Source organism: Paenibacillus sp. ClWae2A, assembly GCF_032452295.1.
In the GTDB taxonomy this organism is placed as follows: Bacteria; Bacillota; Bacilli; order Paenibacillales; family Paenibacillaceae; genus Paenibacillus.
Map to the genome: position 1 here is coordinate 1 of NZ_JAULSQ010000020.1, position 25,208 is coordinate 25,208.

Genomic DNA, 25,208 nt, shown 5'->3' on the forward strand with positions numbered 1-25,208 from the left:
CGATGGCGGAGGGGTTCCACACGTACCCATCCCGAACACGACCGTTAAGCCCTCTAGCGCCGATGGTACTTGGACCGCAGGGTCCTGGGAGAGTAGGACGCCGCCAAGCGAAGAACCACTGCCGATGTTATTCGGTGGTGGTTTTTATTTGTTTATAAGGATTAGATACGTTGAGCAGAAGCTCTGACATGATCGATATTGGAAGGTAACATTTTTGTTACGGATAACAGCGGCAAAACCAGTATAATAGGACTATGTTAAATATGCTAAAAGTACCTGACCACAGAGCTGGAATGTGCAGCTGTGAAAAGGAGGGTGTGTGTGTTAAGTTGGCGGAGACTTGGACTACAATCATTTCTGTTGCTTTGTTTGACCGTTGTTCTGGCAGGATGCGGTGAAGCTTCAGGATCTGTATGGACTTCATATGAAGGTGCGGTGAACGAGAAGAGTTTTCCGGTGCCTAAAGTAGCGAATAAATCTGACCAGTCTGAAAATAATTCGGATATGGATTATGTTCGATATACGCTGTCTGGTATTAGTGAGAGCACTAGCTTGCCTGAGGTATATCTAGACGAGATTAAAAGCTGGGGTTGGACAGAGAGGCAAGCCAAGGGTACATCCAATGAATCCAGTACCTTGCGTGTATTTGCAAAGGAAGGACATACTGTGCATTTAGCAGTACATGATGGTTCCTTTACACTAATGGTTCCTAGAAATGATGCTACTCAAACGACAGTTAAATCATTGGCTGAAGATGATTGAGCTGGTTCAGGTATGGTTCGGTATGATTAATTAACGCTGTGATGTTCCTTATAATATAGTAAGCTCCCGTGAACATGATCGGGGGCTTTTTGTTATTTAGCGAAGTAGGTTTTAGTAATGATGGGAGAACTTATCACGTATGGTGGATCAGAGGTCATAAGGAATGGAATAGTTTCTTTCGTACATGTATAGGTGGTGTGTGTGTTTGAAGCATAGGGGAGTGCAGAGCGTTAAAAATAGAGGGGGTGTGATATAAGTTGTATAAAGCTATTGAGGTAATAAGTGGCTGATGGGAAGCAATTAGAAGGCATATAGAGCTGAGACCGAGCAAGAGATTGCTCAAAGGTGCAAGATCTACGAGATATCTGGGGTTATGAGGAGATGGAACACCGGAGGAAAAGAGGAGAAGAATGGAGCCTCGAGTGGGGATAACTCATTTTACTATACCCATACTGTGGATAAGGGATAAGAAGGGGACGACAAATAAAGGTTATCCACTGTGGATAACCTTTATTTGAGCATGTGAGGCTGAGTCAACTGAACGATACACGATCATGTTTTTGCATCAGATTATTCGAAGGGCTCAGCGGTTATGTATTACAGGTAAGTGAGGTACATTGAGTATTGCATAAATGAGGGAGTGTTATTGCAGATAATATGAGACATCTTGTTCGTTCAATTTGATGAGTCCGTCTTTGCGCTCACGGGAGAGCACCATTACAACATACAAGCGAGGACCCAGCAACCACAAATGCCAGAAGATCAGCGAGAGGGTGAAGGACAATGGCGACCATATCAAACATACTGTAATGATACATAGTCCAATCCAGCTCATGTTAAGGTGTACCCGGACAAACATACGGAAGCTAAAATGCTGATCAGGGATATAACCTAACCAGGGCATACGCAGATTCCAGCGCCAGCGTTTGGCGTAAGAGGTACGGACCAGAAGTAATATCGTTCTGGCGATGACATAATGAATCCAGATGGTGATTGGACCTGCCAGTACAAAAAAGAAGAGGCCAGTCCAGGAGAATGCGAGTAGATTGAATAAGAGCATGATGACCGGCAGACACAGATAACTATAGATAACACTGCGGGCGATAGCCTTTTTTTTCAGAAGCCGGTATTGATAAAATGTTGCTTTATTCTCCGGTTCGGCGATCATACGATTATATATCCTCCTTCGGATTCATGTTTGTGTGGAGTCGGTATTCGTTTTTTACACGTGTAAAAGGGAATGAATCATGTATGTATATATGAACCTTGTATCTCACGCCATGACGATTGTACAAGATATTGAGATTTGACGGAGCTTATCTCAGTATACTCCCGAATACACGGACTGTCAGGCTTTGATATCGTTATCATGTATTATATATCGGCTGGGATTCCAAGTTTTTTTAAGGAAATTGAATATAAGTTTGAGTCAGGCCAAGGGATACGTGATGTAGAGGTAATGCGATGGAATGTAGGATAACTGTATATACATAAGCAGGTGAATGTTCTTGTAGGGAGAATGAATGTATTTTTCGGTACAGACACCCAAGAGGGGGTGGGCGAATATATATATTTTATAGAAAGAAAGCACTATGAAAATGTTTAAAATAATAGAAACTGTGCAATACTGATAGTAAACGTAAAACAAGGTGGGATGGTTCATGGAAGAACATGCCGAACACACATGTATTATCTGCGAGCAAAGAAAAAAAGAAGGCATTTTTATTGTATCTGAATTCATATGTGACACTTGCGAAGCAGAAATGGTTCATACCGACGCGCAGGATGCCAAGTACAATTATTTTATTCATCAAATGAAGCAAATTTGGGTACAAAAAAACGCATAATGAATGTTGCTAATAGAAGTAGAATCGAAACATCACATTGTAACGATGCTGATGTGTATAGAGGCCCAATGGGCCTTTTTCTGTTTTTAAGAGGAGAGATTGTCTTGTATGCCATCTTGGGAAGGCGTATGCTGATATAATGGTATAGATCATTTGCAGTAACGCGTGTGGAGATAGGGAAGAAGGGCGTTCCTTGGATTAGGAAGCATTTTGAAGCGCATAGAGCGCACATTATATATGTACAGGATGGTTATTTCATGGATCATAAAAATAAATCAAGTAGAGCCCCTTTATATGAAGCGTTGCTTGCATATCGTGATTCGAAGCAGCGTTCTTTCCATGTGCCTGGGCATAAGAATGGACAAGCTTACCGACATTTGCTGGAACAAGCAGAAGCAGGGCAACCTCCAGTTAAGGATATCGTTAATGAGGAACAACAGCACAACGGAGTGATCCAGAACGATGCAGGAAGGAATGTGAACCGAAGGATAGAGCGATTCAGTTCAGTGGAGAAACATGAGGCGGACATGAGGAGTGGGGAACGACTCAGCAATGAAGGGGCTCATTCGGAAATAGGATTGGTGCCGGATCGTTCATTTCTGGAGATGATGGAGATGGATGTTACGGAGATTACGGGCACCGACGATTTGCATCATCCAGAAGGTGTAATCCAGGAAGCACAGGAGCTTGCGGCAGATTGTTTTGGCGCTGAGGAGAGTTTCTTCCTTGTGGGAGGTAGTACTGCAGGTAATCTGTCCTTATTGCTCACCGTGTGTGATGAGCCAAACAGTATTGTACTGGTGCAGCGGAATGTGCACAAATCTGTTATTCACGGGTTAATGTTGGCGGGCGCAAGAGCTGTATTTCTGGAGCCATGGGTCGATCCTGCGTCTGGACTTGCGGTCATGCCGTCGGTGGAGACGGTGCAGGCTGCTGTCCAGTCCTATCCTGAGGCAAAGGGCGTGTTGGTCACTTTGCCCAATTATTACGGCATGGGCGCAGATTTAACGCCTATAGCCGAGGTATGCCACGCTGCTGGCGTGCCACTGCTCGTGGATGAAGCGCATGGCGCGCATTATGGGCAGCATCCGGAGCTGCCTGTCTCTGCACTGTCATGCGGAGCAGACGGTGTCGTGCAGTCGACGCATAAGATGCTGACGGCTTTCACCATGGGTGCCATGCTGCACATTCAGGGACCACGGTTAAACCGGTCCCTGTTAAGGCAGCGTCTGGCCATGGTGCAAAGCTCAAGCCCATCATACCCGATGATGGCTTCGCTTGATTTGGCGCGCCGCCTGCTGCACGTGCAGGGCGCGGACACATTCACGGCGGGACTCGCCGCCGTGAATGCTTTTAAGCGCGGCCTCGCAGAGCTGCCGCGCTTTCATTTGCTGCAGCCTGCACAGCCGCTGCAGCCAGAACCGCCAGCCGGAACAGCGAAGCCGGCTGGCATGTCCGTGTCCGCTGCGCAGCAGACACGGGAGGGCATGACCGCGGCGGCGATGCCATCTGCCGCGGGGTATACCGCTCAGGACCCATTTAAGGCCGTCATCTATGACGGCGCAGGCGTGCTGAGCGGTTATGGGCTACAGCAGCAGCTGGAAGCATGCGGCTGTGTGCCCGAGATGAGCGACGAACGGTACGTCGTCTTGCTCTTCAGCCTGGGCTCAACGGTGCAAGATGCTCAGCACCTGTTGCAAGCTTTACACCATATCAGCTCTGCCGATGGGCATGAGCAGGTCCAATCTAATGCAGAGTCATCACATCAGCTTGCGAAAGGTTCGGCGCAGTATATTTCCACGTGGAACAATTTACAAGAAAATACTCGCTACTCGGAACCGATCTCCTTTACACTGCAACCGATTGTGGAGACGGATACGATTAATGTCCCGATAGAAGAAAGCGCGGGTTGTCGATCAGCTGAGATGGTAGTCCCGTATCCTCCAGGGATTCCGCTTGTATATCCGGGTGAACGCCTAAGTCCATCGATGGTGACACGTATACAACTCCTGCGGGATGAAGGAGCAAAGTTTCACGGGGTATCAGATGCATCTCTACAGGTATTAAAGGTCATGAAGGATTGAAAGGAACATATGAAATCTTTGAATGCATTCACCAATAGGTAGTCTATATGACCAATACCGATACCGGACCCTACACATGTGAGGGTCTCTTGGTCATTAATCTAGTTGCTAGGGTGTGTCTTCAAACTCAGGCATGCAATACGTTGAAGAATTTCAGGGTAAAACATCTTGAAGTCAAGGATTGCTGATCCTGGCGAATTGTCCAGACGATTTTCTAAGGAACCGAGGACGTCTTATCTAGCCTTCAAGTTCTCCTTTTATTTTGTAAGGAACCTGAGACACGTTATTAACCAAATTCACCTAATAAACACGCTGTAAAAGGCTGGTTATTCCAATATAGCGTCTTTCAGATTCCTTATTCCTTAGATTGCTGCGGGCGATTCAAATCGCTGAATAAGACGTCACAGGGTCGTTAGCGCTCCCGCTCCGTGCCCTGCTCCAGACACGTTCAGTTACGTTCCGGCTTTCGGCAGGTATGAAGACACGCTCTAGTTCAACTTATACAGATAGACATAAGAAAGAAGGGAACACTTTGGGTATTCCGCTAAAAAAATATACAGGAATAGTCCTGCAAGTTTTGTTGATGTACGGTTTTTATTGGATTGGAAACTTGATTCAAGCTCTGTTACATCTGCCGTTAACAGGCAGTATTGTGGGCATGCTGGTTTTATTTATCACCATTCAACTGGGATGGATCAAAATGAGCTGGGGAGAAGAAGGGTCGACGTGGCTTCAATCTCATCTGCAATTGTTGTTTATCCCGCCAACTGTGGGCATTATTAATCATTTTGATTTTTTTCGAGCTAACACATTGTTATTGGTTCTTGGTTTGATCGTTAGCACATTAATCACCTGTCTGATATCTGCCAAATTAAGTGAGTGGCTTATGACATGGAGATCGTCTCATTCAGGCAAAAAGGAGGCGATCACTTGTCAGCATTCATCCTCGGAATTGGAATGATCGCGCTAACCATCGCTGTATACATTCCAGCAACTCGTCTATATAAAAGGCTGAGATGGCCAATACTTATGCCTGTACTCACAACGACTGCCATACTGATCCTGATCTTGGTGATTTCCGGTATAAAGCTGGATACGTACATGCTGGGCGGCAAATGGATACAGGAGCTTTTGGGACCAGCCGTTGTATCTCTCGCTTTTCCCTTGTCCAGACATCTGCATGTGCTGAAGCAAAATATCATTCCAATTGTGGGTGGAACGATCGGAGGCAGTATTACAGGTGTCTCCACAGGTGCTTTAATCGCCATTCTGCTTGGCTATCCTCAAGAGATGGTCATTGCTTTATTGCCAAAATCCGTGACCACTCCTGTGGCTATTCAACTCGCTAATCAGGTTGGAGGGAATGCCTCATTCACATCGCTGTTTGTGATGATTGCAGGTTTCTCAGGGATATTACTAGGGCCGATGCTCTTGAAATGGGCCAAAGTCCGCAGTAAACATGCCTATGGAATTGGACTGGGTTCAGCATCTCATGCCCTCGGCATGGCAAGGTCTTTTGAATATGGAGAGAATGCAGTAGCCCTCAGTTCGGTGTCCATGATTGTCAGTGCCATTGCCGGATCAATGATGCTTCCATTATGGGTATGGATCATCTATGGTTGAACGCTTTACTTTGTTGTTCATGTTGGAGTAACCGCTGACCTATAGTATTATAGAAAGAACACAAGCTTGTATGATGTTGGTGTTATTATTACGTACCGATATAGCTGTAGCAATACACCTCTGGGCGGGGTATATCATATCCTGTAGCAAGAGGGTCTAAGCATATTCAATTACAGCAGGAATAGATGCAATTATCGACATAGAAAGCAGGGAAGCATATGCAGGGCAGAGGTAAATTCATTACGTTGGAAGGGGGAGAGGGTTCCGGTAAAACAACGATGATCGGTAGAATAGGTTCTTATTTTGAAGAACGGGGTATACCTTACGTAGTTACGCGAGAGCCTGGCGGAATTGAGATTGCGGAGAAAATACGTTCAATTATCCTGGACCCTCTTCATACGGCAATGGATGCTCGAACCGAAGCGCTATTGTATGCAGCTGCACGCAGCCAGCATCTGGCGGAGAAGGTAGAGCCTGCGCTGAGAGCTGGAAAAGCAGTCATCTGTGACCGATTTGTCGATAGCAGTCTGGTCTATCAAGGATACGCCCGTGGACTCGGGATAGAGAATGTATGGGCCATTAATCGCTTTGCGATCGGTGATCTCATGCCGGATGTGACCTTATATCTGGACATCGAGCCTGAAGTGGGGCTTGCCCGGATCGACGCTCATGATGGTCGCGAAGTGAACCGTCTGGATCTGGAAAATCTGGAGTTTCACCGTAAAGTGCGAGAGGGTTACTTCCTATTAAAAGAGCAGTTCCCGGAACGGATCAGGGTTATCGATGCTTCCATGAAGCGGGAGGATGTCTTGGCAGCAATGATTTTGTCGCTGGAGACAGGGATTTTGAAGGATTTTGACGAGTAATTGTCTAATATATAGACAGGGCATTTAAGGTGCTTATTCTGAAGGAGGTTATGCAGGATGAAACTGATTGTTGCGATTATACAGGATAAAGACAGCAACCGATTATCCAGCGCATTGGTCAAAGCAAACTTTCGGGCAACCAAGTTGGCCAGTACGGGTGGATTTTTGAAGGCAGGCAACACGACGTTTATGATCGGTGTCGATGATGGTCAAGTCGAGTCCGTAATGAACGTCATTCGCAGCAGCTGTAAGGTTCGTGAACAGCTCGTGACTCCGGTCACACCGATGAGTGGAACAACCGACTCTTACCTGCCGCTACCTGTTGAAGTTCAAGTAGGTGGAGCTACTGTATTTGTTCTCCCGGTAGATCGCTTCGAACATTTCTAATTAAACTTTCTGCATGGATCCCATGAGGGTCTTTCATGATCGATAGCATGTTGGAAACGATGGATGCAAGAAGATTAAAATGGAGTTCGTGCGTGCCACTTATGGAACTGCCTTTCTAGATCAGAAGAATTGGCACACTCTTTCCGGATGAGCATCTCCTGACTGGGGAATGCTCATCCGGGAAGAGGTTGACTACAAACAACAAGTCCTTGATGGTGATGTGTATCTACCATTATATATAGAGTGTGATCAGCATATATAAAAGCCTCATTCTCACGCACAGGCGCAACGCGCACTGTGCTGATGGGCGATTGGCTATCTATGATAGAAAGCGGGCGTATCCATGAAAATCAATCCTGGATTCAGACCGATTCAGAGCGGGATCAGTTCTACTGATTCAGGTTCCAAACCGGTTCAATCCAAAAATTTCTCTGATATGATGAACCACCAGGGGGAACGGGCCTCACAAGCTGAACTGAATCGCCGGTTTAGTGAAATCCAGCTTCAGGGCGATCGCCTGGCACGTTCCATGACGATTCGTGAACTGAAGGCATATAAGCAACTTGTTAAAAGGTTCCTGGAAGAGACCGTTCGTCGCGGTGTATCCATGAAAGAGACAAGGGGTTGGGATCGTCGTGGCAGAGGCAAGCGTTATAAGCTGATTGATGAAATTGACTCCGCTCTGTTATCCATGGCTGATGAATTGCTGGATACAGAAGAAGGAAAAATCTCTCTATTACAACAAGTAGGCGAAATTCGGGGGATGCTTATTAATTTAAGCTTCTGAGGAGGAAGTATGTCCTTTCAACAGATTATGGGTCAACAAGCGGCCAAGCAAATGTTACAAAGCAGTCTGAGACGTAAGGCAATAAGCCACGCGTATTTGTTTAGCGGTCCAGCTGGTAGCGGGCAACGGAAGACGGCAATTACCTTTGCCAAGGCAATATTCTGTACAGAGCTTGAAGATGACGCGTGCGGGCAGTGTCTTGAATGTCGTAAGGTGGATCATGGTAACCATCCGGATCTAACCATGCTTGCACCAGATGGAAACAACATTAAAATAGATCAAATCAGGGATCTGCAGCGTATCTTTTCATACCGATCAGAGGCAGGCCATCCCAAAGTATATATTATAGAACAAGCTGAGAAAATGACGGTGCAGGCAGCAAACAGTTTGCTCAAATTTCTGGAGGAACCGCAGGTACCAGCAGTCGGCATTCTGATTACAGATAATGGACAGGCCATGTTGCCGACGATTCGCTCACGCTCTCAATTGGTGCCGTTCAGTGCACTGAATTCGGAAGAGATGCTACAATCTCTGATCGAGGAAGGGCACCCTGCCAATCTGGCTCGCTCTGCCGTCCATTTAGCGTCAGGATTGGAAGCATGTAGAGAAATTCTCCAGCAGAATTGGTTTGCAGAAATTAGAAACGTAATGTTACAATTAGGGAAGGAGTCCCTGGGTAGAGGAAGTACATCATTGATCTCTGCACAGCAGAAGCTTTTTAAAACCGGACTCTCTGAACATCTGGACATGTTGCTTAGTTTGTTCCATCTATGGTTTAGGGACATGCTGTATGTTCAGTACGATAGGCATGAACATATCGTTTTTATAGATCAGTTAGACATGTTATCTCAGTTGGCACATACCCGCAGCACAGAGCAGTGGGTCTCCTATATGGATATGGCCGCAGCATGCAGAAAAAAATTGCGTTTCAACGTCAATGGCCAGCTTTGTCTGGAGCAATTTTTGATCGGTTTGGCATAAGACTGGGAGAGGGCAGAGTTAGCTCCAATCATATGCAAACGGTTATAACTTCGGCCGGTTCCCTAAGAAGACGGGGCTTCAGACGAAGTGGGGTTGGCTTACAAGGGGGTTAATTTTTTGTACAGTGTAGTGGGTGTCCGTTTCAAAAAAGCGGGCAAAATTTATTACTTCGATCCCCTGGACCTTCCCATTGAGAAAGAAAACTGCGTTATCGTGGAGACAGCGCGGGGGGTTGAGTACGGTAAGGTTGTCGTAGGTAAGAAGGAAGTGGGCGAGTCCGATGTGGTGTTGCCGCTGAAGAAAGTCATCCGCGTAGCGGGCGAGACAGATGCCCGTGTGGTTGATGAGAACAAGCGTGCAGCGAAGGAAGCATTCGGTACTTGTTTAAATAAAATCAAAGACCATGGCCTCAAAATGAAGCTGGTCGATGTGGAATTTACGTTTGATCGCAATAAAATCATATTTTATTTTACAGCTGAAGGAAGAGTTGATTTCCGGGAGCTGGTCAAGGATCTGGCAAGCATATTCCGGACACGAATCGAGCTGAGACAGATTGGTGTACGTGATGAAGCGAAGATGCTTGGCGGAATCGGACCTTGCGGCCGTGTGTTGTGTTGTTCTTCCTGGCTGGGAGACTTTGAGCCGGTATCAATCAAGATGGCTAAAGATCAGAGCCTGTCACTGAATCCGACGAAAATTTCAGGGTTGTGCGGAAGACTCATGTGCTGTCTGAAATTTGAGCATGATAACTATGAAAGTGTGAGAGAAGAACTGCCAGCTGTAGGCAAATTGGTCGTCACCTCATTGGGTGAAGGAAAAGTTGTCGGAATTAATGCCGGTAGCCGCACAGTCCATGTTCAACTGTTCGACATCAGTAAAGTCAAAGAACTTCCGCTGGATGACGTCGTTATCAAGTAAACCATAAAGGTTGCTTCGGGGTGGAAACTTGGAAAAGAAAAATCTGTTTACGCACATTCATGAAATGGAAACCCAACTGGGTCAGTTGCACGGTGATTTAGGAGAGTTAAAAATGATTGTGAAGGAGCTGCTTGAGGATAATCAGCGGCTTACCATCGAGAATGAGCAGTTACGCAAACTGCTCAAACGTGAGGCTCCGACAGATCTGCCGATCTCTTCAGCACTCGCTCCTGTAGCAAGACCAGCAGGTCCGGCTACAGGCGAGGACGTTGTCGGTGAAGGGTATGATAATCTGGCCCGGTTGTATCACGAAGGCTTCCATATCTGCAACGTCTATTATGGACATTTGCGGACGGAAGGCGATTGTCTGTTCTGCCTTTCTTTTTTGAATAAATGAAGCGACCGTAGGGATCCCCTACGGTTTTTTTTCAAGGTTATAAACCTAAACTCAACAAACATGAGATATAGAGTACCGGAGGATGAGCGTAACATATGAAAGCAAATGAAGTTGTGTTACATGAGTCAGAGCGGATTGATGATCTGCTCTCTCATGATCTGAGAATCATTCAAAGTGATGAAGTGTTTAGTTTTTCGATGGATGCCGTATTATTAGCCCGGTTTGCTTCCGTACCTAAACGGGGTCGTGTACTTGATTTGTGTACAGGTAACGGGGTGGTTCCCATTCTGCTTACAACGCGTACGCAGGCTAGTCTGGAAGGGATCGAGATCCAGCCACGTTTGGCTGATATGGCACGTCGCAGTGTGCAATTAAATACATTGGACGAGTCGATTATGATTCGTGAAGGTGATTTGCGAGAATTGGTGAAAGAAACAGGACACGCTGTATACGATGCAATAACGGTTAATCCTCCATACATGCCCCTGAATGGGAGTGACCTTAAGATGAACACACATCAGGCAATGGCACGTCATGAAATCGGATGTACCCTGGAAGAAGTTATTCAGGCTTGCAGTCGACTTGTACGTAATGGCGGCAAAGTATCGATGGTTCATCGTCCACAGCGCCTTGCAGAGATTATCTCGCTCATGCGCGAATATAAGCTGGAACCAAAACGGATTCGGATGGTACATCCCCGTGCTCATCTGGAAGCCAACATGGTATTAATTGAAGGCATGAAAGATGGTAAACCCGAAGTAAGGATGCTTCCTCCACTCATTGTCTACAATGAAGAGGGAAAATACTGCGAAGAGATTATGGATATTTACTATGGTCAGCAACATGCTGAGCGTACTACGAAAGGAGGACTTTAGATGACTTTGCATATTCAGAAAAGCTATGCGGAGCAGCCTGAAGGATCAGGCAAGCTATATCTGGTTGGAACACCTATTGGTAATCTGGAGGATATGACCTTCCGGGCCATCAAGACCTTGCAGAGTTGTGACATCATTGCAGCAGAAGATACACGCCAGACCCGGAAACTGCTTACCCATTTTGAAATTACACCTTCGATGTTGTTTAGTTATCATGAGCATAATAAGGGGGCGAGTGGACCTGAACTGATACGCTATATAATAGAAGGAAAAAATTTGGCACTCGTCAGCGATGCCGGTTTGCCAGCCATTTCGGACCCTGGTTCCGACCTTGTACAGCTTGCACTGGAAGCCGGAATAACGGTCATTCCCATCCCTGGACCCAATGCTGCGTTGTCTGCTCTGATCGTGTCCGGATTACCGACGGAGCGTTTTACATTCGGCGGTTTTTTGCCGCGGGAGAAAAAGGACATGCGAAAAGTGCTGGAGGCTTTTGACGAATCCAACGGGACTTTGTTATTTTATGAATCGCCTCACCGTATTCGAAAAACATTAGTCCACCTCGAAGAAATTCTGGGTGATCGTTCGATTGTTCTGGCTCGTGAGCTTACCAAGCGTCATGAGGAATTCGCAAGGGGTACTGTGAAGGAATGTATAGACTGGCTTGAGGAGCATCCGCCTCTTGGCGAGTACTGTTTGCTGGTAGAAGGCATTAAGGAAGAGGAGCGTAAGGCTGAGCGCGAAGCATGGTGGCAGCTCATGTCACTCGCGGATCATGTCAGCCATTATGAGGGTGAAGGACATAACCGCAAAGATGCGATGAAAAAAACGGCAACCGATCGCGGTCTGACGAAACGGGATGTATATAATGCGTTAATCGAGCAGTAATCTAACCAAATATCTTCTGTCGTGGGGAACATAACCCGAAAAGAACCTTATACCAAACATTAATGTAATGTTAAAAAGCAGAACGGTTCAAAAAATTCCAAACAAAATTTATCGTTCTCTCCCCGCTTGCGTGTGACAGAATCATTTTGGGTAATGGAACCCATAACAGGGCAAAAAAAATACCTTCCGCGGTGGGGTTCACACCGGGAAGGTCATTAAGGAATATTAAAAAGGTTAGAAATAACAATTTAGATAAGTCCAGTATACCTGGTTTTTCTTATTTTGTCACAGGTGCAGGGATTTCGGAAATACATTCGTTACAAACAATTTTACCTTTGAAGTAAGTAACGTTCTCTGCATTACCACAGAAGATACAAGCAGGCTCATATTTTTTCAACATGATGCGCTCGCCGTCAACATAGATTTCCAGAGCATCTTTTTCACCAATACCGAGCGTACGGCGCAATTCGATTGGAATAACTACCCGTCCCAGTTCGTCCACTTTTCTTACAATACCTGTTGATTTCATCATTATAATCAGTGCTCCTCTCAGCTAACTATCATTGTCATTATTCGACATTATTTTATGTTTTATGATACTCATCATACCAACGATTCCCAAAACAGTCAACCTTAAAATTAGCTTAAAATTAAGGCGGTTTTTCACAAGGTTACTGGTGGTAAGGGATTGGCAGTCATTTTTCGCATTTAAACCTAGATGTCAGCTTTGTCGATTTGGAAAACGACAAAACTACTTCATTCGACAAAGTTCGTCATGTGGTGTCGAATCTTAGATGAATCGTAGAGCTCAAAGCGTTAATATAAAAGAAATTAAAGGAGTGAGTCGACATGGAACAACGTTTAACGGAAGAGAAAGTATTCAAAGATCCGGTACATAATTATATCCACGTGCAAGATCCGGTTATATGGCAGTTAATTAATACCCCGGAATTTCAGCGTTTACGCCGGATTCGTCAACTGGGTACTTCTTACCTTACCTTTCACGGAGCAGAGCATAGTCGGTTCTCACATTCACTAGGTGTTTATGAGATCACACGCAAGATCATCTCTCAATTTGAAAGAAGTCATTACTCGGATTGGCCGAAGGAAGAAAAAATTGTAGCTCTGTGTGCAGCTCTGCTTCATGATCTCGGGCATGGGCCATTCTCTCACTCCATCGAGGAAGCTTTTGACATGAATCACGAAGATTGGACGTGTCGCATTATTACAGGTGATACCGAAGTAGGGGCGATCTTAAGACGGTATGCTCCTGATTTTCCTGAGAAAGTAGCGTCTGTCATTCAAAAAACGTATGAAAAGCCGATTGTGGTGAACTTGGTGACCAGTCCGCTTGATGCAGACCGAATGGATTATTTGCTCAGGGATGCCTATTTTACAGGTGTAAATTACGGCACGATTGACCTTGATCGTATCCTTCGGATGCTGCGTCCTTATCATGGACGGATTGTAGTCAAGGAGTCAGGCATGCATGCTGTGGAGGATTACCTAATGTCTCGGTATCAGATGTATTGGCAGATTTATTTCCATCCGGTAACTCGTAGTTCTGAAATTATATTGCGGCAAATATTCAAGCGAGCGAAAACACTCATACAACATGGTTTTCAATTCCGCTTCATGATCGATCCACTCCCTCAATTATTTGATGGAGAATTATCCGTGAATGAATATTTGCAGTTGGATGAAGCATTAATTCAGACGGCATTTACGCAGTGGCGCAAGGAGGACGATACTGTTCTGAGTGAGTTATGCGAACGTTTTATGGATCGCAAGTTATATAAGTATGTAGAGCTTGAACAGGTCGACTTGACAATGATGGAAGAGATTCGGGAAGCTTTTGTACAGGCAGGCCTCGATCCCGAATATGATCTTGAAATTGATTTTCCTTCGGATAATCCGTATGATGTGTTTCGTCCGGATGAATCCACAGATAAGCAGATTCTTCTTCTGGATCGACAGGACAATTTACGTGAGTTGTCAGAAGTATCTGACATTGTCCGTTCCATCAGTGGGCTTCACCGAGGGAAACATCATTTGTATTACCCGCAAAACAAGGTGGATGCGATTATTCACGAATTACCGTCACATATACGCCCCTATTTCTTGTAATCGTGTGGGTATAATCCAATGAAGAATTTCGATATCAAAACACTTTCTAAAAGAGCTATTTTTCATGATACAGTAATCTGCTTTAATGGGGAGTATATGTAGATCGACATAATTTTGTAAATGCAAGCAGGTAGAATGAGCAAAATCAGCAAGATATAGATGAGAATATTCGTATATCTTCTATATATTGTAGTTGTGAAGAAACAAACGTAATGATGTAATACACAGATTACCCAAAATGTTTTATGTATGAGTCATTGAATTATTGAATTTTACAAATTGGATTTTTAAAAGAAGATAGTCGTTATTTCGACATGAAGGGAGATACAGACATGATGCTGTTCGACACACATACACATCTGGATGCACCACAATTCGACGAGGACCGCGAGGACATGATCCAGCGTGCTGTGGATGCAGGAGTTGGTCGCATGATCAACATTGGCTTTAACCGGGAGACGATTCCAACCACAATGAAACTCGCTGAGACGTATGACTTTATCTATGCAGCTGTAGGATGGCATCCCGTAGATGCGATCACAATGCAGGAGGGCGATTTGGAATGGATTGCATCTCTATGCAAGCATGAAAAAGTGGTTGCGATCGGTGAGATTGGATTGGATTATCACTGGGATACTTCTCCGAAGGAAATACAGCATCGCGTATTACGACAACAAATTGCTTTGGCGCGTGAAGTGAACATGCCGATTGTCATCCATAATCGGGATGCACATGAGGATATCATAAGAATTTTGCGTGAAGAGAAGGCTGGGGAGGTTGGTGGTGTGATGCACTCGTTCTCGGGCAGCTGGGAAACCGCGAAAAGTTGTCTCGATATGGGCTTCCATCTCTCCTTCGGAGGACCGATCACATTCAAAAATGCAAAGCAACCCAAAGAGGTGCTGGCGAAGGTTCCCATGGACCGGTTTTTCATTGAAACAGATGCTCCATATTTGACACCTCACCCTTATCGAGGGAAGCGAAATGAGACAGCGCATGTACGTCTGGTTGCAGAGGCAGCTGCGGAAATTAAAGGCATTTCGGTGGAGGAAATTGCTGCAATAACAACCAAAAATGCCATGGAACGATTTGGAATTCGTTAAAAAAACGAGTAAATGAGGTGAAAAAGGCAGGTAAGCGGAGTTAATTTGCCCTTTGATCCAAATAAATCAAGAATATTACAATATTTTAACCAAATATTCAGAAAAACGTACTTGATCAACGCTTTACAACATGCATCAAAACAGGATATCATCTTTTCAGTGAATTGTTGTGCGGAAAAATGGACAGATGTTCGGGGGATGAACAAAGGGACACTTTCCGATGATACAACATTACTTTCATGAATCAGTCTCGCTGAGTCTCCGTTAACGGAGAGCGGGGGAACCAATAGGGCTTAAACATCGGTGTATTTGGCCGATGCGCAACGTTCGCTGACCCAAAAGCAGCGAAGGGAACTGCGAAGCCGTATTTGATTTCTTCTTTGGGTCTCGGGGTGAATTCAAGGGCGTCCGCCATGAGCGGGTGACCTAAGATAGGGCGGCTCTCTTTCGCCCGAACCCGACAGCTAACCTCGCAAGCGGAAAAAGAGAGGCAACCTCGTGCATGAATTTCCGATATTCAAAATCATTCGGAAGCCACGAAAGAGTTCCTCTTACACTCTTTCTTTGGCTTTTTTGTTTTTGAATAAAAGAAATATTGTCATCATACGGTAGGTATTCAGGAGGATGACATCATGTTGCGAAGATTGATTCATGGTGCAGAACCGGATTATGTTGGTCCGATCTGTGTTCTGTAGAAAATTTGGTATAGTCACGTCAAAGACATCATGCATTACTTTAGACGACGAGGCTATGAAGGAGGACGGAGAAGTGGGCACATTCCAACCAGAAGAGACCCATGAGTCACGATCATCCAGTAAGTCTTTCGCGTTGCGGTGGAAGCATGAGAACATGCGTCAAATGGCATTGATCGCGATTTTCTCAATTGCGCTTACAATCATGATCTTGTTAGTCGTTTACGGTCAGGCCGGGAAACAAATTTCACTGGTTATTGACGGCAAAGCTCAGGTGGTAGAGACTCGTACAGGAATGCTTCAGGAAATGCTGGAGGAGCAGTCGATCACAGTCAGCCCTCACGATAAGGTATCCATGTCCATGAACGGGGCGATTACAGATGGAGACCGAATCGTTATTGAGCGGGCCGTTCCAGTTAACATTACGGCAGACGGAGACACCAAGACTCTGTATACAACCGATTCATCGGTAGAAGATGCAATTCAAAAATCAGGTATTCAAGTTGAAAGTAATGACAAAGTGTATCCGGCGCTTGGAACTGCCATCAAAGCGGATATGAAGATCCGTGTAGTGCGCGTAACAAAGCGTACAGTAAATGTAGAGCAACCGATCGCTTACAAAGTAATTAAAACGGCTGACCCTAGCTTGTACAAAGGGGATAACCGTGTCGTTGTGAACGGCAAAGAAGGCACACTTGTACAGCACATCGAAAAGGTATTTCAGGATGGAGAATTGGTCTCCAAAAAAATGGTCGGCAAATCTGTCGCGAATAATCGTGTAGATAAAGTGATCGCTGTCGGCACCAAAGCAAAACCGGTTGTGAAAGAACCTGAGATTCAGACCGTATCGGCTCAAACTTCAACAACCAAAAAGGCTACAACAACGAACTCGAAGAAAACATCTGCCTCGGGCAGCAAAGTAATTACCGTATCCGGGACTTCTTTTAAATACTCCAAAGTACTTAAAAATGTATCCATGACTGCCTACTCTTCCGAAGAGCCTGGCATTGGAACTAAAACAGCTTCCGGTACTCGTGTAACGGAAGGGCGCACCATTGCGGTTGATCCCAAAGTCATTCCAATTGGCTGGTGGGTGTATATCGAAGGTCTGGGATTCCGTCGTGCGGAAGATACAGGCGGTGCCATTAAAGGCAACAAAATTGATGTATATTATGACAGTGTGAAGCATGCCCTGAATTTTGGACGTAAGAAAGGCAAGACGGTCTACGTGATCGGTCCGGTGAAGCCGGAAGCGAACTAAAATCGTTTTACTTTGAAATGGGAATGCTATAAAATAGTTGCATGAATGATTCATGCGGAATATGCGGCGGAGGAGTCTGAATTCAGTCTCCCCGCCGTTTGGCAGAGAAGAGGATATTCCTCTTCTTTTTGCGTTAGAAAGGAAGAAATGGAACATGATAAAAGAAGTCATTGTGGTGGAAGGCCGTGACGATACAGTAGCCATCCGTCGGGCCGTTGAAGCCGATACCATAGAAACAGGTGGATCAGCCATCAATCAACGCATTCTGAAGCGGATTGCGCTTGCTCAGGAGAGACGGGGAGTCATTGTACTGACAGATCCGGATCATGCTGGCGAACGCATTCGTAAAATTATTGCGAATAAGGTCCCTGGCTGCAAACATGCCTTCATTCCGGAAGCCGATGCAACGCGCAAAGGTGACATTGGGGTGGAGAATGCCTCACCAGAGGCGATCCGTCATGCTCTGGCACGTGTACATACTTCATACGAAGGTGCTCCGAGCCTGATCGATTGGGAGGACCTGATCGCGGCAGGACTTATCGTGCATCCGCAGGCTGCTGCACGTCGCATGGAGATGGGCAATCTACTGGGTATCGGATATTGTAACGGGAAGCAGTTCCACAAACGTCTCAGTGTATTTCAGATTACACGGGAAGAGTTCTCTACAGCATTAGCGCAAATTGAACGTGAAGGATTGTGAGCATATGAAGGACATGGAAGAGACGATAGAAATTGCAACGCCCAAGCGAACCAAAGAGATTATTCAAAGACACGGATTCTCATTCAAGAAAAGTCTGGGTCAGAACTTTCTGATTGATCAAAATATACTGAACAAAATTGTTAATGCAGCCGATTTGGACGAGTCTAAGGGCGCACTGGAGATCGGGCCGGGCATTGGAGCCCTTACAGAGCGACTCGCTCGGGTAGCTGGTCCTGTCACTGCCGTAGAGATTGATCAGCGCTTGATCCCCATCCTGGGAGAAGTGATGCAGCCCTATTCGAATGTACGTGTTCATCATGGGGATGTGCTAAAGCTTGATCTGGCTGAGTTGTTTAATACGGATTTTGCATCCGTGGACAAAGTCAGTGTTGTGGCTAACCTGCCTTATTATGTAACGACGCCAATCATGATGAAACTGCTGGAAGAGAAGCTGCCGGTAGACAGCATTGTTGTCATGATCCAGAAAGAAGTGGCTGAACGCATGGCTGCTGCACCGGGATCAAAAGATTACGGCAGTCTGAGCATCGCAGTTCAGTACTACAGTATGCCGGAGCTTGTGTGTATTGTGCCTCCTACGGTCTTCATTCCGCAACCTAATGTGGAATCAGCTGTCATTAAGCTGAAAGTGCGTGAGCAACCTCCAGTGGAGATTCCGGATGAAGCACACTACTTCGAAGTGGTACAGGCTTCTTTTGCCCAGCGGAGAAAAACAATCTCAAACAACTTGAAGGCACGCTTCTTCACGAAGGAGAACCGGGAACAGGCAGACATTCTGCTGGAGCAGGCAGGTATCCAACCGTCCCGACGTGGAGAGACGTTAAGTCTGCAGGAGTATGCTACACTCAGCACCGTAATGTGGGAAGCAGGGGTACGTGCAGCGCTGTAAAATTTGAATGAACCAAATCGGGCCTCTGCCCATACGATGGGGTAGAGGTGATTACGTTGATGAATATCGGAGACTTGGTCGTTCGGAAGTCATACGGCGGCGATGTGACTTTTCGGGTGGAAGGCCTCCAGTTGGATGCTGCGGTCATTAAAGGGACTGAGTTCCGGCTGATTGCCGATTCCCCGGTGGACGATTTGATACAGGTTCCCTACGAACCACAAAGCGCCAAAACCAGACAGGCGCATATTAAAGCACATCAGACCCTGTCCCGTCTGCAGCAGAATCGTATGGAACAGGCTGAGCGGAATCGTGAAGGTCTGGTACAGGATTGGTCTGCTCAGCAGGAACCGGCTTATTTTGAAATGCCTGGCAAGGTGCTTCATCTGGATGGAGATCCGAACTATTTGAAAAAAAGTATGGATCTCTATGAGCAACTTCGTGTGCCCGCAGAGGGACAGTATGTCCATGAATCGGCAATGGCAGATACCTTATACCGTTTATTACCCAAAGTACGTCCGGATATCGTGGTCATTACGGGTCATGACGGGGTGCTAAAGACACGTCAGCCCTATGACTTATATAGTCTTGGTAGCTACAAGAACTCGCAAAATTTTGTGTCGGCCATTCAGGTGGCCAGACAATATGAACGCCATCTGGACGCACTCACTATTGTGGCAGGGGCCTGTCAGTCCCATTTTGAGGCACTGCTGCGCGCTGGAGCGAACTTTGCCAGTTCTCCAGGCAGAATTCTCATTCATGCACTTGATCCGGTCTATGTGGCAGCCAAGGCCTCTTTCACCTCTGTGCGGGATACGGTCAACATGAGTGATGTTCTGCACAATACCATCAGTGGCAGCCAGGGTGTGGGTGGTGTCGAGACAAGGGGGAGTTACCGGGTAGGTCTGCCTGGGCTGAATGACTTATCTACGTTAAAAGTGAACCCGTCGGCAGTCTGATGTAGGCCATTTAAAGTCCCAATTTGGGGCTTTTTTTGTTTGCAAAAAAATTCATTGACAACAACTTTTTGATGCTGATATAATAATTAGTTTTGATTTGACAATGACTGTAAAATCCGGTATAATGGACAAGAAAAGAGGTGGTCGTCGACAATGGCTAAAAACACGCTGTTGGATATCAAACGCAATCTCGATGCACATATTGGTCAGAAAATTATGTTGCGGGCTAATGGTGGCCGCCGTAAGACCATTGAGCGTACGGGTGTATTGGAAGAAACGTACCCTTCTGTTTTTATTGTTAAGCTTGATGAGGAGCAAGAAACCTTCAAGCGAGTATCTTATAGTTATGCGGATATACTTACGGAGTCGGTGGAAGTCATGGTTTATGACCCGGGCAGCCAGACGCATAGCTCCTATATGGAGACGTAAGTATCGATTTACAGGCGATTCGCCCCACAAGGCGGATCGCTTTTTTGTTTTTTTAAACACCAATTCGCCCTCTAACGTAACCCATACATACTCAGGAATGAGCGAGGAACGGTCGCGGCATACTATATGGACAGGTGAAAGGATAGTTTCTTAAGCAATGCAGGAAACTGAATATAGCCTGTTGGCAAGATGTCCAAAACGTGAACGAACTCATCACATTATGAAGGATACTTTGGAGGAGGATGGTTCATGAGTCGCAGAAGAAGAAGTGTCATGTCAGAGGATCTGAAGAATGAGCTCGCGAAAGACCTTGGCTTCTATGATACGGTCCAACAGGAAGGTTGGGGTGGAATTAAAGCCAAGGATGCAGGAAACATGGTGAAAAGAGCCATCCAACTTGCTGAGCAGGCTGCCCGCAAATCTTAATCCGGTTCAAGCAGACTGAAAAGCGGGGAAATCCTTCAGGAACAACCCCGCTTTTTCCCTTTAGATGCGGAATAGAAATGACTTGACAGCCCCATTTTGATATAATATGTTAAGTTGTCTTAGGGAAAAGGTGAGGACGGGTGAACGCCTTGAAAATTTACGAAAAAGCGCCTGCTAAAATTAATTTGATGCTGGACGTTTTACATAAAAGAAGCGATGGATTCCATGAAGTTGAAATGATCATGACCATGGTTGATCTGGCTGATCGGCTGGAAATGTCGGAGCTGCCGCGAGATACCATTTTCATCTCCAGTCAGGCAGGTTATATCCCGCTGGACGAGAAGAATCTGGCTTTTCAGGCAGCCAGACTCATTAAGGAGCGCTATAACGTGCGTACGGGCGTCCATATTCATCTGGATAAAAAGATTCCAGTTGCAGCCGGACTTGCCGGGGGCAGCAGTGATGCAGCAGCAGCGCTGCGTGGATTGAACCGTCTGTGGCGGTTGAATATACCGGATCACGAACTGCAGGAGCTTGGAGCTGAACTAGGTTCGGATGTTCCATTCTGTATCACAGGAGGGACTGCGCTCGCTACAGGCCGTGGAGAGAAGTTGACTCCTATTCCTAATCCGCCGCAATGCTGGGTAATTCTGGCCAAGCCTCCGATTAATGTGTCTACAGCCGATGTTTACGGACGGTTCCGCAGTGACAAGATTGTTCGTCATCCGAGTGCCGCTAAAATGGAGCAGGCCATTCGCAATCAATCATTTACGGAAGTCTGCAACCAGATGGGCAATGTGCTTGAAGAAGTAACGTTGAAGCTGTATCCGGAAGTTCAGCATCTGAAGGATGCCATGATTCGATTGGGTGCAGACGGCGTGTTAATGTCCGGTAGCGGTCCAACAGTATTTGGGCTGGTCTCCAAAGAATCCAAGGTTGCCCGGATATACAATGGTCTGCGTGGTTTCTGTAAAGAAGTGTACGCTGTACGTATGTTGACGTAAAATTCGCTTTTATAATGTACAAACACGTATAAAGGTGGTATATTTTTAAATAATTATTCGGATTTGGATGTTTCCGTGATCGTGAGGATGGATCTCTGTGAAGAAGTTAAAACGAAGCGCAAGGCTGGTTGAAATGACGCAATACTTATTGTCCAGACCGCATACGGTTATTCCGTTGACTACATTTGCCGAACGTTATGGTGCCGCGAAGTCTTCAATTAGTGAAGATTTGGCGATTATCAAGGAAGTGTTCGAAGAAGGTGGGTCAGGAGAACTGCATACACTGGCTGGAGCAGCCGGGGGAGTAAGATGGATTCCGAAGGTATCCCGAGAACTGGCACTGGCATTTGCGGAGCGGCTCTCGACCCAGCTCGCGCAACCTGATCGGATTTTGCCTGGAGAATACCTGTACATGTCCGACTTGCTTGGTCAGCCCGCATTGATGAATGAAGCCGGCAAGATTTTTGCAACGGCCTTTGGCAATATGAATATTGATGTGGTTATGACGGTAGAAACCAAAGGAATTCCACTGGCTTATGCGACCGGAGCCCAGCTCAACCTGCCTGTCGTGCTCGTACGCAGGGACCATCAGGCTACAGAAGGATCGGCCGTAAGTATCAATTATGTATCCGGGTCCCATAAAAGTCTGCATACCATGTCCCTCTCTCGTAGGGCGATGCGTGAGCATTCCAGAGTACTTATTGTGGATGACTTCATGAAGGCCGGGGGTACGGTGCAAGGAATGATCGATCTTTTGGCCGAGTTTAATGCTACAGTTGCCGGGGTAGGGGTACTGGTGGAATCTGGTTCTGTAGATTCAGAAGAACGCTTGCTAACAGATTATGTATCTCTGGCGAAATTGACAGCGGTCGATGCCAAGAGCAGACAGATTTCCGTCAAGCCTGGCAACTATTTTGACCTGTAGAAAGATGACGAATGTTATGTCGTTAAAAGGTCTTTTCCATCGACCTGGCATGAACGTTGTCGAATTGTGTATTAAATAAAAAAATTCCTGAAATTAGGAAATTTTTGTGGTTATAAAAAGAAGGAGTTCGTATATGCTGTGTGGAATTATACACCAAGTTCTGATGGAAAAAGGTGGTGAACACACACATGCAAATTACGGATGTCAGACTCCGCCGTGTTAACTCGGAGGGGAGAATGAAGGCTATCGCATCCATTACCATCGATAACGAATTCGTCGTTCATGACATTCGTGTCATTGATGGTAACAACGGAATGTTTGTTGCTATGCCGAGCAAGCGTACTCCTGATGGAGAGTTCCGTGATATCGCCCACCCGATCTCTTCCGGTACGCGTGAGAAGATTCAGGCAGCAGTTTTGACTGAATACGATCGTGCGGCAACTGAGGAAGAAGTCATTGAAGAAGGTGCCTGAGAACATTATTGGGGTTCGAAGGAAAAGAGAGCCATGTCTTATGGCTCTCTTTTCTTTTTGACCGGAATAAGATATATTCAGTATTGAGTTTATTAGCAGAGAACAAAAAGCGCATCGTGCGCTTGGTGGCAGGGCGGCATCTTAGGAATCATTGGGATTCGGTTAAGCTCGCAGGTACACGGCGTATACATATAGGTCACGATTCGTTGGTGTCCGCGTTGTTACGTGTGATTACAGAGACAGCAGGCGATGAACAGGACCGGCTTGAAGCCGGCTGAACGATACTCATTGGATATAGATCAGCAAGCATTTCAATGGGATTTTCAGAACAGGAGGTCGTTAATTTTGAAACGAATGGCAATCGTTCTTGCCGCAGGGCAAGGAAAACGAATGAAATCAAAATTGTACAAAGTACTGCATCCCGTATGCGGTAAACCTATGGTTGGACATGTGCTGGATGCAGCACTCAGCGCAGGCGTTGAACGCAGTGTAGTTGTAGTCGGTCATGGTGCCGAAGCGGTGCAGTCATTTTTGGGTTCCAGAGCGGAGTATGCACTCCAGGCAGAACAATTGGGTACAGGTCATGCAGTGAAGCAGGTTAAATCTTTGCTTGGCGGCGAAACAGGCTCTACAATTGTGGTCTGTGGGGATACACCGCTTGTGACCAGTGAGACGTTGGAAGGTCTGATGAAGCTCCATGAGAGCAGCGGAGCAGCAGCCACAGTTCTTACGGCTCAGTTGGACAATCCCAAAGGTTATGGCCGCGTTATTCGTGGAGAAGATGGATCTGTACAACGGATTGTGGAACAAAAGGATTGCACAGAGCAGGAAGATGCTGTGAATGAGATTAACACGGGCACATACTGTTTCGATAATGCAAAATTGTTCGCTGCCCTGGAAAAAGTGACGAACCAGAACGCTCAGGGAGAGTATTATCTCACAGACGTCGTTGGCATTTTCCGCAATGATGGAGAAGTGGTCGAGGCTTACATGTCGGATGACATCGCAGAATCCATCGGGGTTAATGACCGACTCGCACTTTCGCAAGCCGAAGCCTTCATGCGTGAACGTTTGGCAGTACGCCATATGTTGAACGGTGTAACAATCATTGATCCGTCATCGACATATATCGGAGCGGATGTTACGATTGGAGCAGATACAGTACTGTACCCGGGGACGATCCTCAAAGGCACAACTTCCATTGGTGAAGCATGTCATATTGGTCCTCAGGCAGATGTGGAAGACAGCGTTATTCAGGACGGAGTTACGATTAAACATTCGGTAGTATCCAATGCCGAAGTGGGTTCTGATGCAACGGTTGGTCCATATGCTAATTTACGTCCAGGTACTAAACTGGGCCGCAACGTAAAAATTGGTGACTTTGTTGAAGTGAAAAATGCTACAATTGACGAAGGTTCCAAAGTATCTCATCTCAGCTATATTGGAGATGCCAAAGTAGGGAAAAACGTAAATGTTGGATGCGGGGCAATAACTGTCAATTATGATGGTTATAATAAAGCTGTGACAACGATTGAAGATAATGCTTTTGTAGGAAGCAACGTCAATCTGATTGCACCGATTACGGTAGGAAAAGGCGCTTATGTCGTTGCTGGCTCCACCGTTACCCATTCCGTTCCCGAGAATGATCTGGCCATTGCTCGTCCACGTCAGGAGAATAAACCTGGTTATGCGGAGAAGATTCGCGGACGTGCCAAAGCCAAGAAACAAAATGCCAAACCCCAATAAGGGGTTTTGATAACAAGATTGCCTCCCGAAGATCCGGGAGGTGC

28 protein-coding genes, 1 rRNA gene and 1 riboswitch are annotated in these 25,208 nt (G+C 46.0%); of the genes, 27 read left to right on the forward strand and 2 right to left on the reverse strand.

Annotated features, from left to right (window positions below; all coding sequences use genetic code 11):
• Together rrf and QVE09_RS29610 are read left to right on the forward strand one after the other, a co-directional pair.
• A 5S ribosomal RNA gene (gene rrf, locus QVE09_RS29605) occupies positions 1–109 on the forward strand; the annotation flags it as partial.
• 212 nt (positions 110–321) lie between these two features.
• Positions 322–762, forward strand: coding sequence for a hypothetical protein (locus QVE09_RS29610; protein WP_017691399.1), 441 nt, complete (start codon positions 322–324; stop codon positions 760–762).
• 643 nt (positions 763–1,405) lie between these two features.
• On the opposite strand, the gene QVE09_RS29615 is transcribed toward QVE09_RS29610, so the two are convergent.
• Positions 1,406–1,930, reverse strand: coding sequence for a hypothetical protein (locus tag QVE09_RS29615; protein ID WP_076216777.1), 525 nt, complete (start codon positions 1,928–1,930; stop codon positions 1,406–1,408).
• 493 nt (positions 1,931–2,423) lie between these two features.
• Between QVE09_RS29615 and QVE09_RS29620 the strand changes: the two genes are divergently transcribed.
• The 12 genes from QVE09_RS29620 (at position 2,424) to rsmI (ending at position 12,415) form a co-directional block, all read left to right on the forward strand.
• The gene (locus QVE09_RS29620; protein ID WP_315939719.1) at positions 2,424–2,609 is read left to right on the forward strand and encodes a sigma factor G inhibitor Gin; all 186 of its coding nucleotides are present in this window, start codon (positions 2,424–2,426) and stop codon (positions 2,607–2,609) included.
• 257 nt (positions 2,610–2,866) lie between these two features.
• Positions 2,867–4,693 carry an aminotransferase class I/II-fold pyridoxal phosphate-dependent enzyme gene (locus tag QVE09_RS29625; protein WP_315939720.1) on the forward strand — a complete coding sequence of 609 codons (1,827 nt, stop codon included), beginning with the start codon at positions 2,867–2,869 and terminating at the stop codon, positions 4,691–4,693.
• 532 nt (positions 4,694–5,225) lie between these two features.
• Positions 5,226–5,654, forward strand: coding sequence for a CidA/LrgA family protein (locus QVE09_RS29630; RefSeq protein WP_315939721.1), 429 nt, complete (start codon positions 5,226–5,228; stop codon positions 5,652–5,654).
• Positions 5,624–6,316 (forward strand): LrgB family protein, encoded by a 693-nt coding sequence (locus QVE09_RS29635; RefSeq protein WP_315939722.1) that lies wholly within the window; start codon positions 5,624–5,626, stop codon positions 6,314–6,316. The genes QVE09_RS29630 and QVE09_RS29635 overlap by 31 nt, the downstream gene beginning before the upstream one ends.
• A gap of 218 nt (positions 6,317–6,534) precedes the next feature.
• On the forward strand, positions 6,535–7,182 hold the full coding sequence (gene tmk, locus QVE09_RS29640) for a dTMP kinase (RefSeq protein ID WP_315939723.1): 648 nt from the start codon (positions 6,535–6,537) through the stop codon (positions 7,180–7,182).
• A 57-nt stretch (positions 7,183–7,239) separates the two neighbouring features.
• On the forward strand, positions 7,240–7,569 hold the full coding sequence (locus tag QVE09_RS29645) for a cyclic-di-AMP receptor (RefSeq protein ID WP_017691391.1): 330 nt from the start codon (positions 7,240–7,242) through the stop codon (positions 7,567–7,569).
• 343 nt (positions 7,570–7,912) lie between these two features.
• Positions 7,913–8,356, forward strand: coding sequence for a YaaR family protein (locus QVE09_RS29650; RefSeq protein ID WP_017691389.1), 444 nt, complete (start codon positions 7,913–7,915; stop codon positions 8,354–8,356).
• A 9-nt stretch (positions 8,357–8,365) separates the two neighbouring features.
• A complete protein-coding gene (holB, locus tag QVE09_RS29655) occupies positions 8,366–9,337 on the forward strand; it encodes a DNA polymerase III subunit delta' (protein WP_315939724.1) in 972 nt (323 codons plus the stop codon).
• A gap of 117 nt (positions 9,338–9,454) precedes the next feature.
• Positions 9,455–10,255 (forward strand): PSP1 domain-containing protein, encoded by an 801-nt coding sequence (locus tag QVE09_RS29660; RefSeq protein ID WP_053778939.1) that lies wholly within the window; start codon positions 9,455–9,457, stop codon positions 10,253–10,255.
• Positions 10,256–10,283: 28 nt separating this feature from the next.
• Complete coding sequence (gene yabA, locus QVE09_RS29665) at positions 10,284–10,652, forward strand: DNA replication initiation control protein YabA (RefSeq protein ID WP_315939725.1); 369 nt, start codon at positions 10,284–10,286, stop codon at positions 10,650–10,652.
• 95 nt (positions 10,653–10,747) lie between these two features.
• On the forward strand, positions 10,748–11,527 hold the full coding sequence (locus QVE09_RS29670; RefSeq protein ID WP_124118795.1) for a tRNA1(Val) (adenine(37)-N6)-methyltransferase: 780 nt from the start codon (positions 10,748–10,750) through the stop codon (positions 11,525–11,527).
• Positions 11,528–12,415: a 16S rRNA (cytidine(1402)-2'-O)-methyltransferase gene (rsmI, locus tag QVE09_RS29675; protein WP_091039095.1), complete on the forward strand. Its 888-nt coding sequence runs from the start codon at positions 11,528–11,530 to the stop codon at positions 12,413–12,415. It begins immediately after the preceding gene.
• Between the two features lie 277 nt (positions 12,416–12,692).
• On the opposite strand, the gene QVE09_RS29680 is transcribed toward rsmI, so the two are convergent.
• On the reverse strand, positions 12,693–12,947 hold the full coding sequence (locus tag QVE09_RS29680) for an AbrB/MazE/SpoVT family DNA-binding domain-containing protein (RefSeq protein WP_024633700.1): 255 nt from the start codon (positions 12,945–12,947) through the stop codon (positions 12,693–12,695).
• A gap of 317 nt (positions 12,948–13,264) precedes the next feature.
• Here QVE09_RS29680 and QVE09_RS29685 point away from each other — a divergent pair, with 317 nt between their 5' ends.
• From QVE09_RS29685 to glmU, 13 genes are all read left to right on the forward strand, one after another.
• A complete protein-coding gene (locus QVE09_RS29685; RefSeq protein ID WP_315939726.1) occupies positions 13,265–14,542 on the forward strand; it encodes an HD domain-containing protein in 1,278 nt (425 codons plus the stop codon).
• Between the two features lie 332 nt (positions 14,543–14,874).
• Positions 14,875–15,645 carry a TatD family hydrolase gene (locus QVE09_RS29690; protein WP_190945000.1) on the forward strand — a complete coding sequence of 257 codons (771 nt, stop codon included), beginning with the start codon at positions 14,875–14,877 and terminating at the stop codon, positions 15,643–15,645.
• 241 nt (positions 15,646–15,886) lie between these two features.
• Positions 15,887–16,140, forward strand: a riboswitch (cyclic di-AMP (ydaO/yuaA leader).
• Positions 16,141–16,413: 273 nt separating this feature from the next.
• Entirely contained in the window at positions 16,414–17,598 is a 1,185-nt protein-coding gene (locus QVE09_RS29695; protein ID WP_215078127.1) for a resuscitation-promoting factor, read from the forward strand.
• A 154-nt stretch (positions 17,599–17,752) separates the two neighbouring features.
• Positions 17,753–18,298, forward strand: a complete 546-nt coding sequence (gene rnmV / locus QVE09_RS29700) for a ribonuclease M5 (protein ID WP_017691379.1) — start codon at positions 17,753–17,755, stop codon at positions 18,296–18,298.
• 4 nt (positions 18,299–18,302) lie between these two features.
• Positions 18,303–19,205 (forward strand): 16S rRNA (adenine(1518)-N(6)/adenine(1519)-N(6))-dimethyltransferase RsmA, encoded by a 903-nt coding sequence (gene rsmA / locus QVE09_RS29705; protein WP_272907837.1) that lies wholly within the window; start codon positions 18,303–18,305, stop codon positions 19,203–19,205.
• Positions 19,206–19,264: 59 nt separating this feature from the next.
• Positions 19,265–20,161 (forward strand): sporulation peptidase YabG, encoded by an 897-nt coding sequence (gene yabG / locus QVE09_RS29710; protein WP_017691377.1) that lies wholly within the window; start codon positions 19,265–19,267, stop codon positions 20,159–20,161.
• Positions 20,162–20,314: 153 nt separating this feature from the next.
• Positions 20,315–20,590 (forward strand): biofilm formation stimulator Veg, encoded by a 276-nt coding sequence (gene veg / locus QVE09_RS29715; RefSeq protein ID WP_017691376.1) that lies wholly within the window; start codon positions 20,315–20,317, stop codon positions 20,588–20,590.
• Between the two features lie 249 nt (positions 20,591–20,839).
• Positions 20,840–21,016 carry a small, acid-soluble spore protein, alpha/beta type gene (locus tag QVE09_RS29720; RefSeq protein WP_017691375.1) on the forward strand — a complete coding sequence of 59 codons (177 nt, stop codon included), beginning with the start codon at positions 20,840–20,842 and terminating at the stop codon, positions 21,014–21,016.
• Between the two features lie 149 nt (positions 21,017–21,165).
• Positions 21,166–22,020, forward strand: coding sequence for a 4-(cytidine 5'-diphospho)-2-C-methyl-D-erythritol kinase (gene ispE / locus QVE09_RS29725; RefSeq protein ID WP_315939727.1), 855 nt, complete (start codon positions 21,166–21,168; stop codon positions 22,018–22,020).
• A 97-nt stretch (positions 22,021–22,117) separates the two neighbouring features.
• The gene (purR, locus tag QVE09_RS29730) at positions 22,118–22,945 is read left to right on the forward strand and encodes a pur operon repressor (protein WP_017691373.1); all 828 of its coding nucleotides are present in this window, start codon (positions 22,118–22,120) and stop codon (positions 22,943–22,945) included.
• A 188-nt stretch (positions 22,946–23,133) separates the two neighbouring features.
• The gene (spoVG, locus tag QVE09_RS29735; RefSeq protein ID WP_017691372.1) at positions 23,134–23,418 is read left to right on the forward strand and encodes a septation regulator SpoVG; all 285 of its coding nucleotides are present in this window, start codon (positions 23,134–23,136) and stop codon (positions 23,416–23,418) included.
• Positions 23,419–23,501: 83 nt separating this feature from the next.
• A complete protein-coding gene (locus QVE09_RS29740; protein WP_124118801.1) occupies positions 23,502–23,696 on the forward strand; it encodes a hypothetical protein in 195 nt (64 codons plus the stop codon).
• A gap of 76 nt (positions 23,697–23,772) precedes the next feature.
• Entirely contained in the window at positions 23,773–25,164 is a 1,392-nt protein-coding gene (gene glmU, locus QVE09_RS29745; RefSeq protein ID WP_397387123.1) for a bifunctional UDP-N-acetylglucosamine diphosphorylase/glucosamine-1-phosphate N-acetyltransferase GlmU, read from the forward strand.
• Positions 25,165–25,208: the final 44 nt, after the last annotated feature.

Excerpts from the sequence above, each read along its gene's own strand:
- QVE09_RS29615 (WP_076216777.1), bottom strand. The coding sequence starts at position 1,930 with ATGATCGCCGAACCGGAGAATAAAGCAACATTTTATCAATACCGGCTT.
- QVE09_RS29620 (WP_315939719.1), top strand. The coding sequence starts at position 2,424 with ATGGAAGAACATGCCGAACACACATGTATTATCTGCGAGCAAAGAAAA.
- QVE09_RS29625 (WP_315939720.1), top strand. The coding sequence starts at position 2,867 with ATGGATCATAAAAATAAATCAAGTAGAGCCCCTTTATATGAAGCGTTG.
- tmk (WP_315939723.1), top strand. The coding sequence starts at position 6,535 with ATGCAGGGCAGAGGTAAATTCATTACGTTGGAAGGGGGAGAGGGTTCC.
- QVE09_RS29645 (WP_017691391.1), top strand. The coding sequence starts at position 7,240 with ATGAAACTGATTGTTGCGATTATACAGGATAAAGACAGCAACCGATTA.
- QVE09_RS29650 (WP_017691389.1), top strand. The coding sequence starts at position 7,913 with ATGAAAATCAATCCTGGATTCAGACCGATTCAGAGCGGGATCAGTTCT.
- holB (WP_315939724.1), top strand. The coding sequence starts at position 8,366 with ATGTCCTTTCAACAGATTATGGGTCAACAAGCGGCCAAGCAAATGTTA.
- QVE09_RS29670 (WP_124118795.1), top strand. The coding sequence starts at position 10,748 with ATGAAAGCAAATGAAGTTGTGTTACATGAGTCAGAGCGGATTGATGAT.
- rsmI (WP_091039095.1), top strand. The coding sequence starts at position 11,528 with ATGACTTTGCATATTCAGAAAAGCTATGCGGAGCAGCCTGAAGGATCA.
- QVE09_RS29680 (WP_024633700.1), bottom strand. The coding sequence starts at position 12,947 with ATGATGAAATCAACAGGTATTGTAAGAAAAGTGGACGAACTGGGACGG.
- QVE09_RS29685 (WP_315939726.1), top strand. The coding sequence starts at position 13,265 with ATGGAACAACGTTTAACGGAAGAGAAAGTATTCAAAGATCCGGTACAT.
- QVE09_RS29690 (WP_190945000.1), top strand. The coding sequence starts at position 14,875 with ATGATGCTGTTCGACACACATACACATCTGGATGCACCACAATTCGAC.
- rnmV (WP_017691379.1), top strand. The coding sequence starts at position 17,753 with ATGATAAAAGAAGTCATTGTGGTGGAAGGCCGTGACGATACAGTAGCC.
- rsmA (WP_272907837.1), top strand. The coding sequence starts at position 18,303 with ATGAAGGACATGGAAGAGACGATAGAAATTGCAACGCCCAAGCGAACC.
- yabG (WP_017691377.1), top strand. The coding sequence starts at position 19,265 with ATGAATATCGGAGACTTGGTCGTTCGGAAGTCATACGGCGGCGATGTG.
- veg (WP_017691376.1), top strand. The coding sequence starts at position 20,315 with ATGGCTAAAAACACGCTGTTGGATATCAAACGCAATCTCGATGCACAT.
- QVE09_RS29720 (WP_017691375.1), top strand. The coding sequence starts at position 20,840 with ATGAGTCGCAGAAGAAGAAGTGTCATGTCAGAGGATCTGAAGAATGAG.
- spoVG (WP_017691372.1), top strand. The coding sequence starts at position 23,134 with ATGCAAATTACGGATGTCAGACTCCGCCGTGTTAACTCGGAGGGGAGA.
- glmU (WP_397387123.1), top strand. The coding sequence starts at position 23,773 with ATGGCAATCGTTCTTGCCGCAGGGCAAGGAAAACGAATGAAATCAAAA.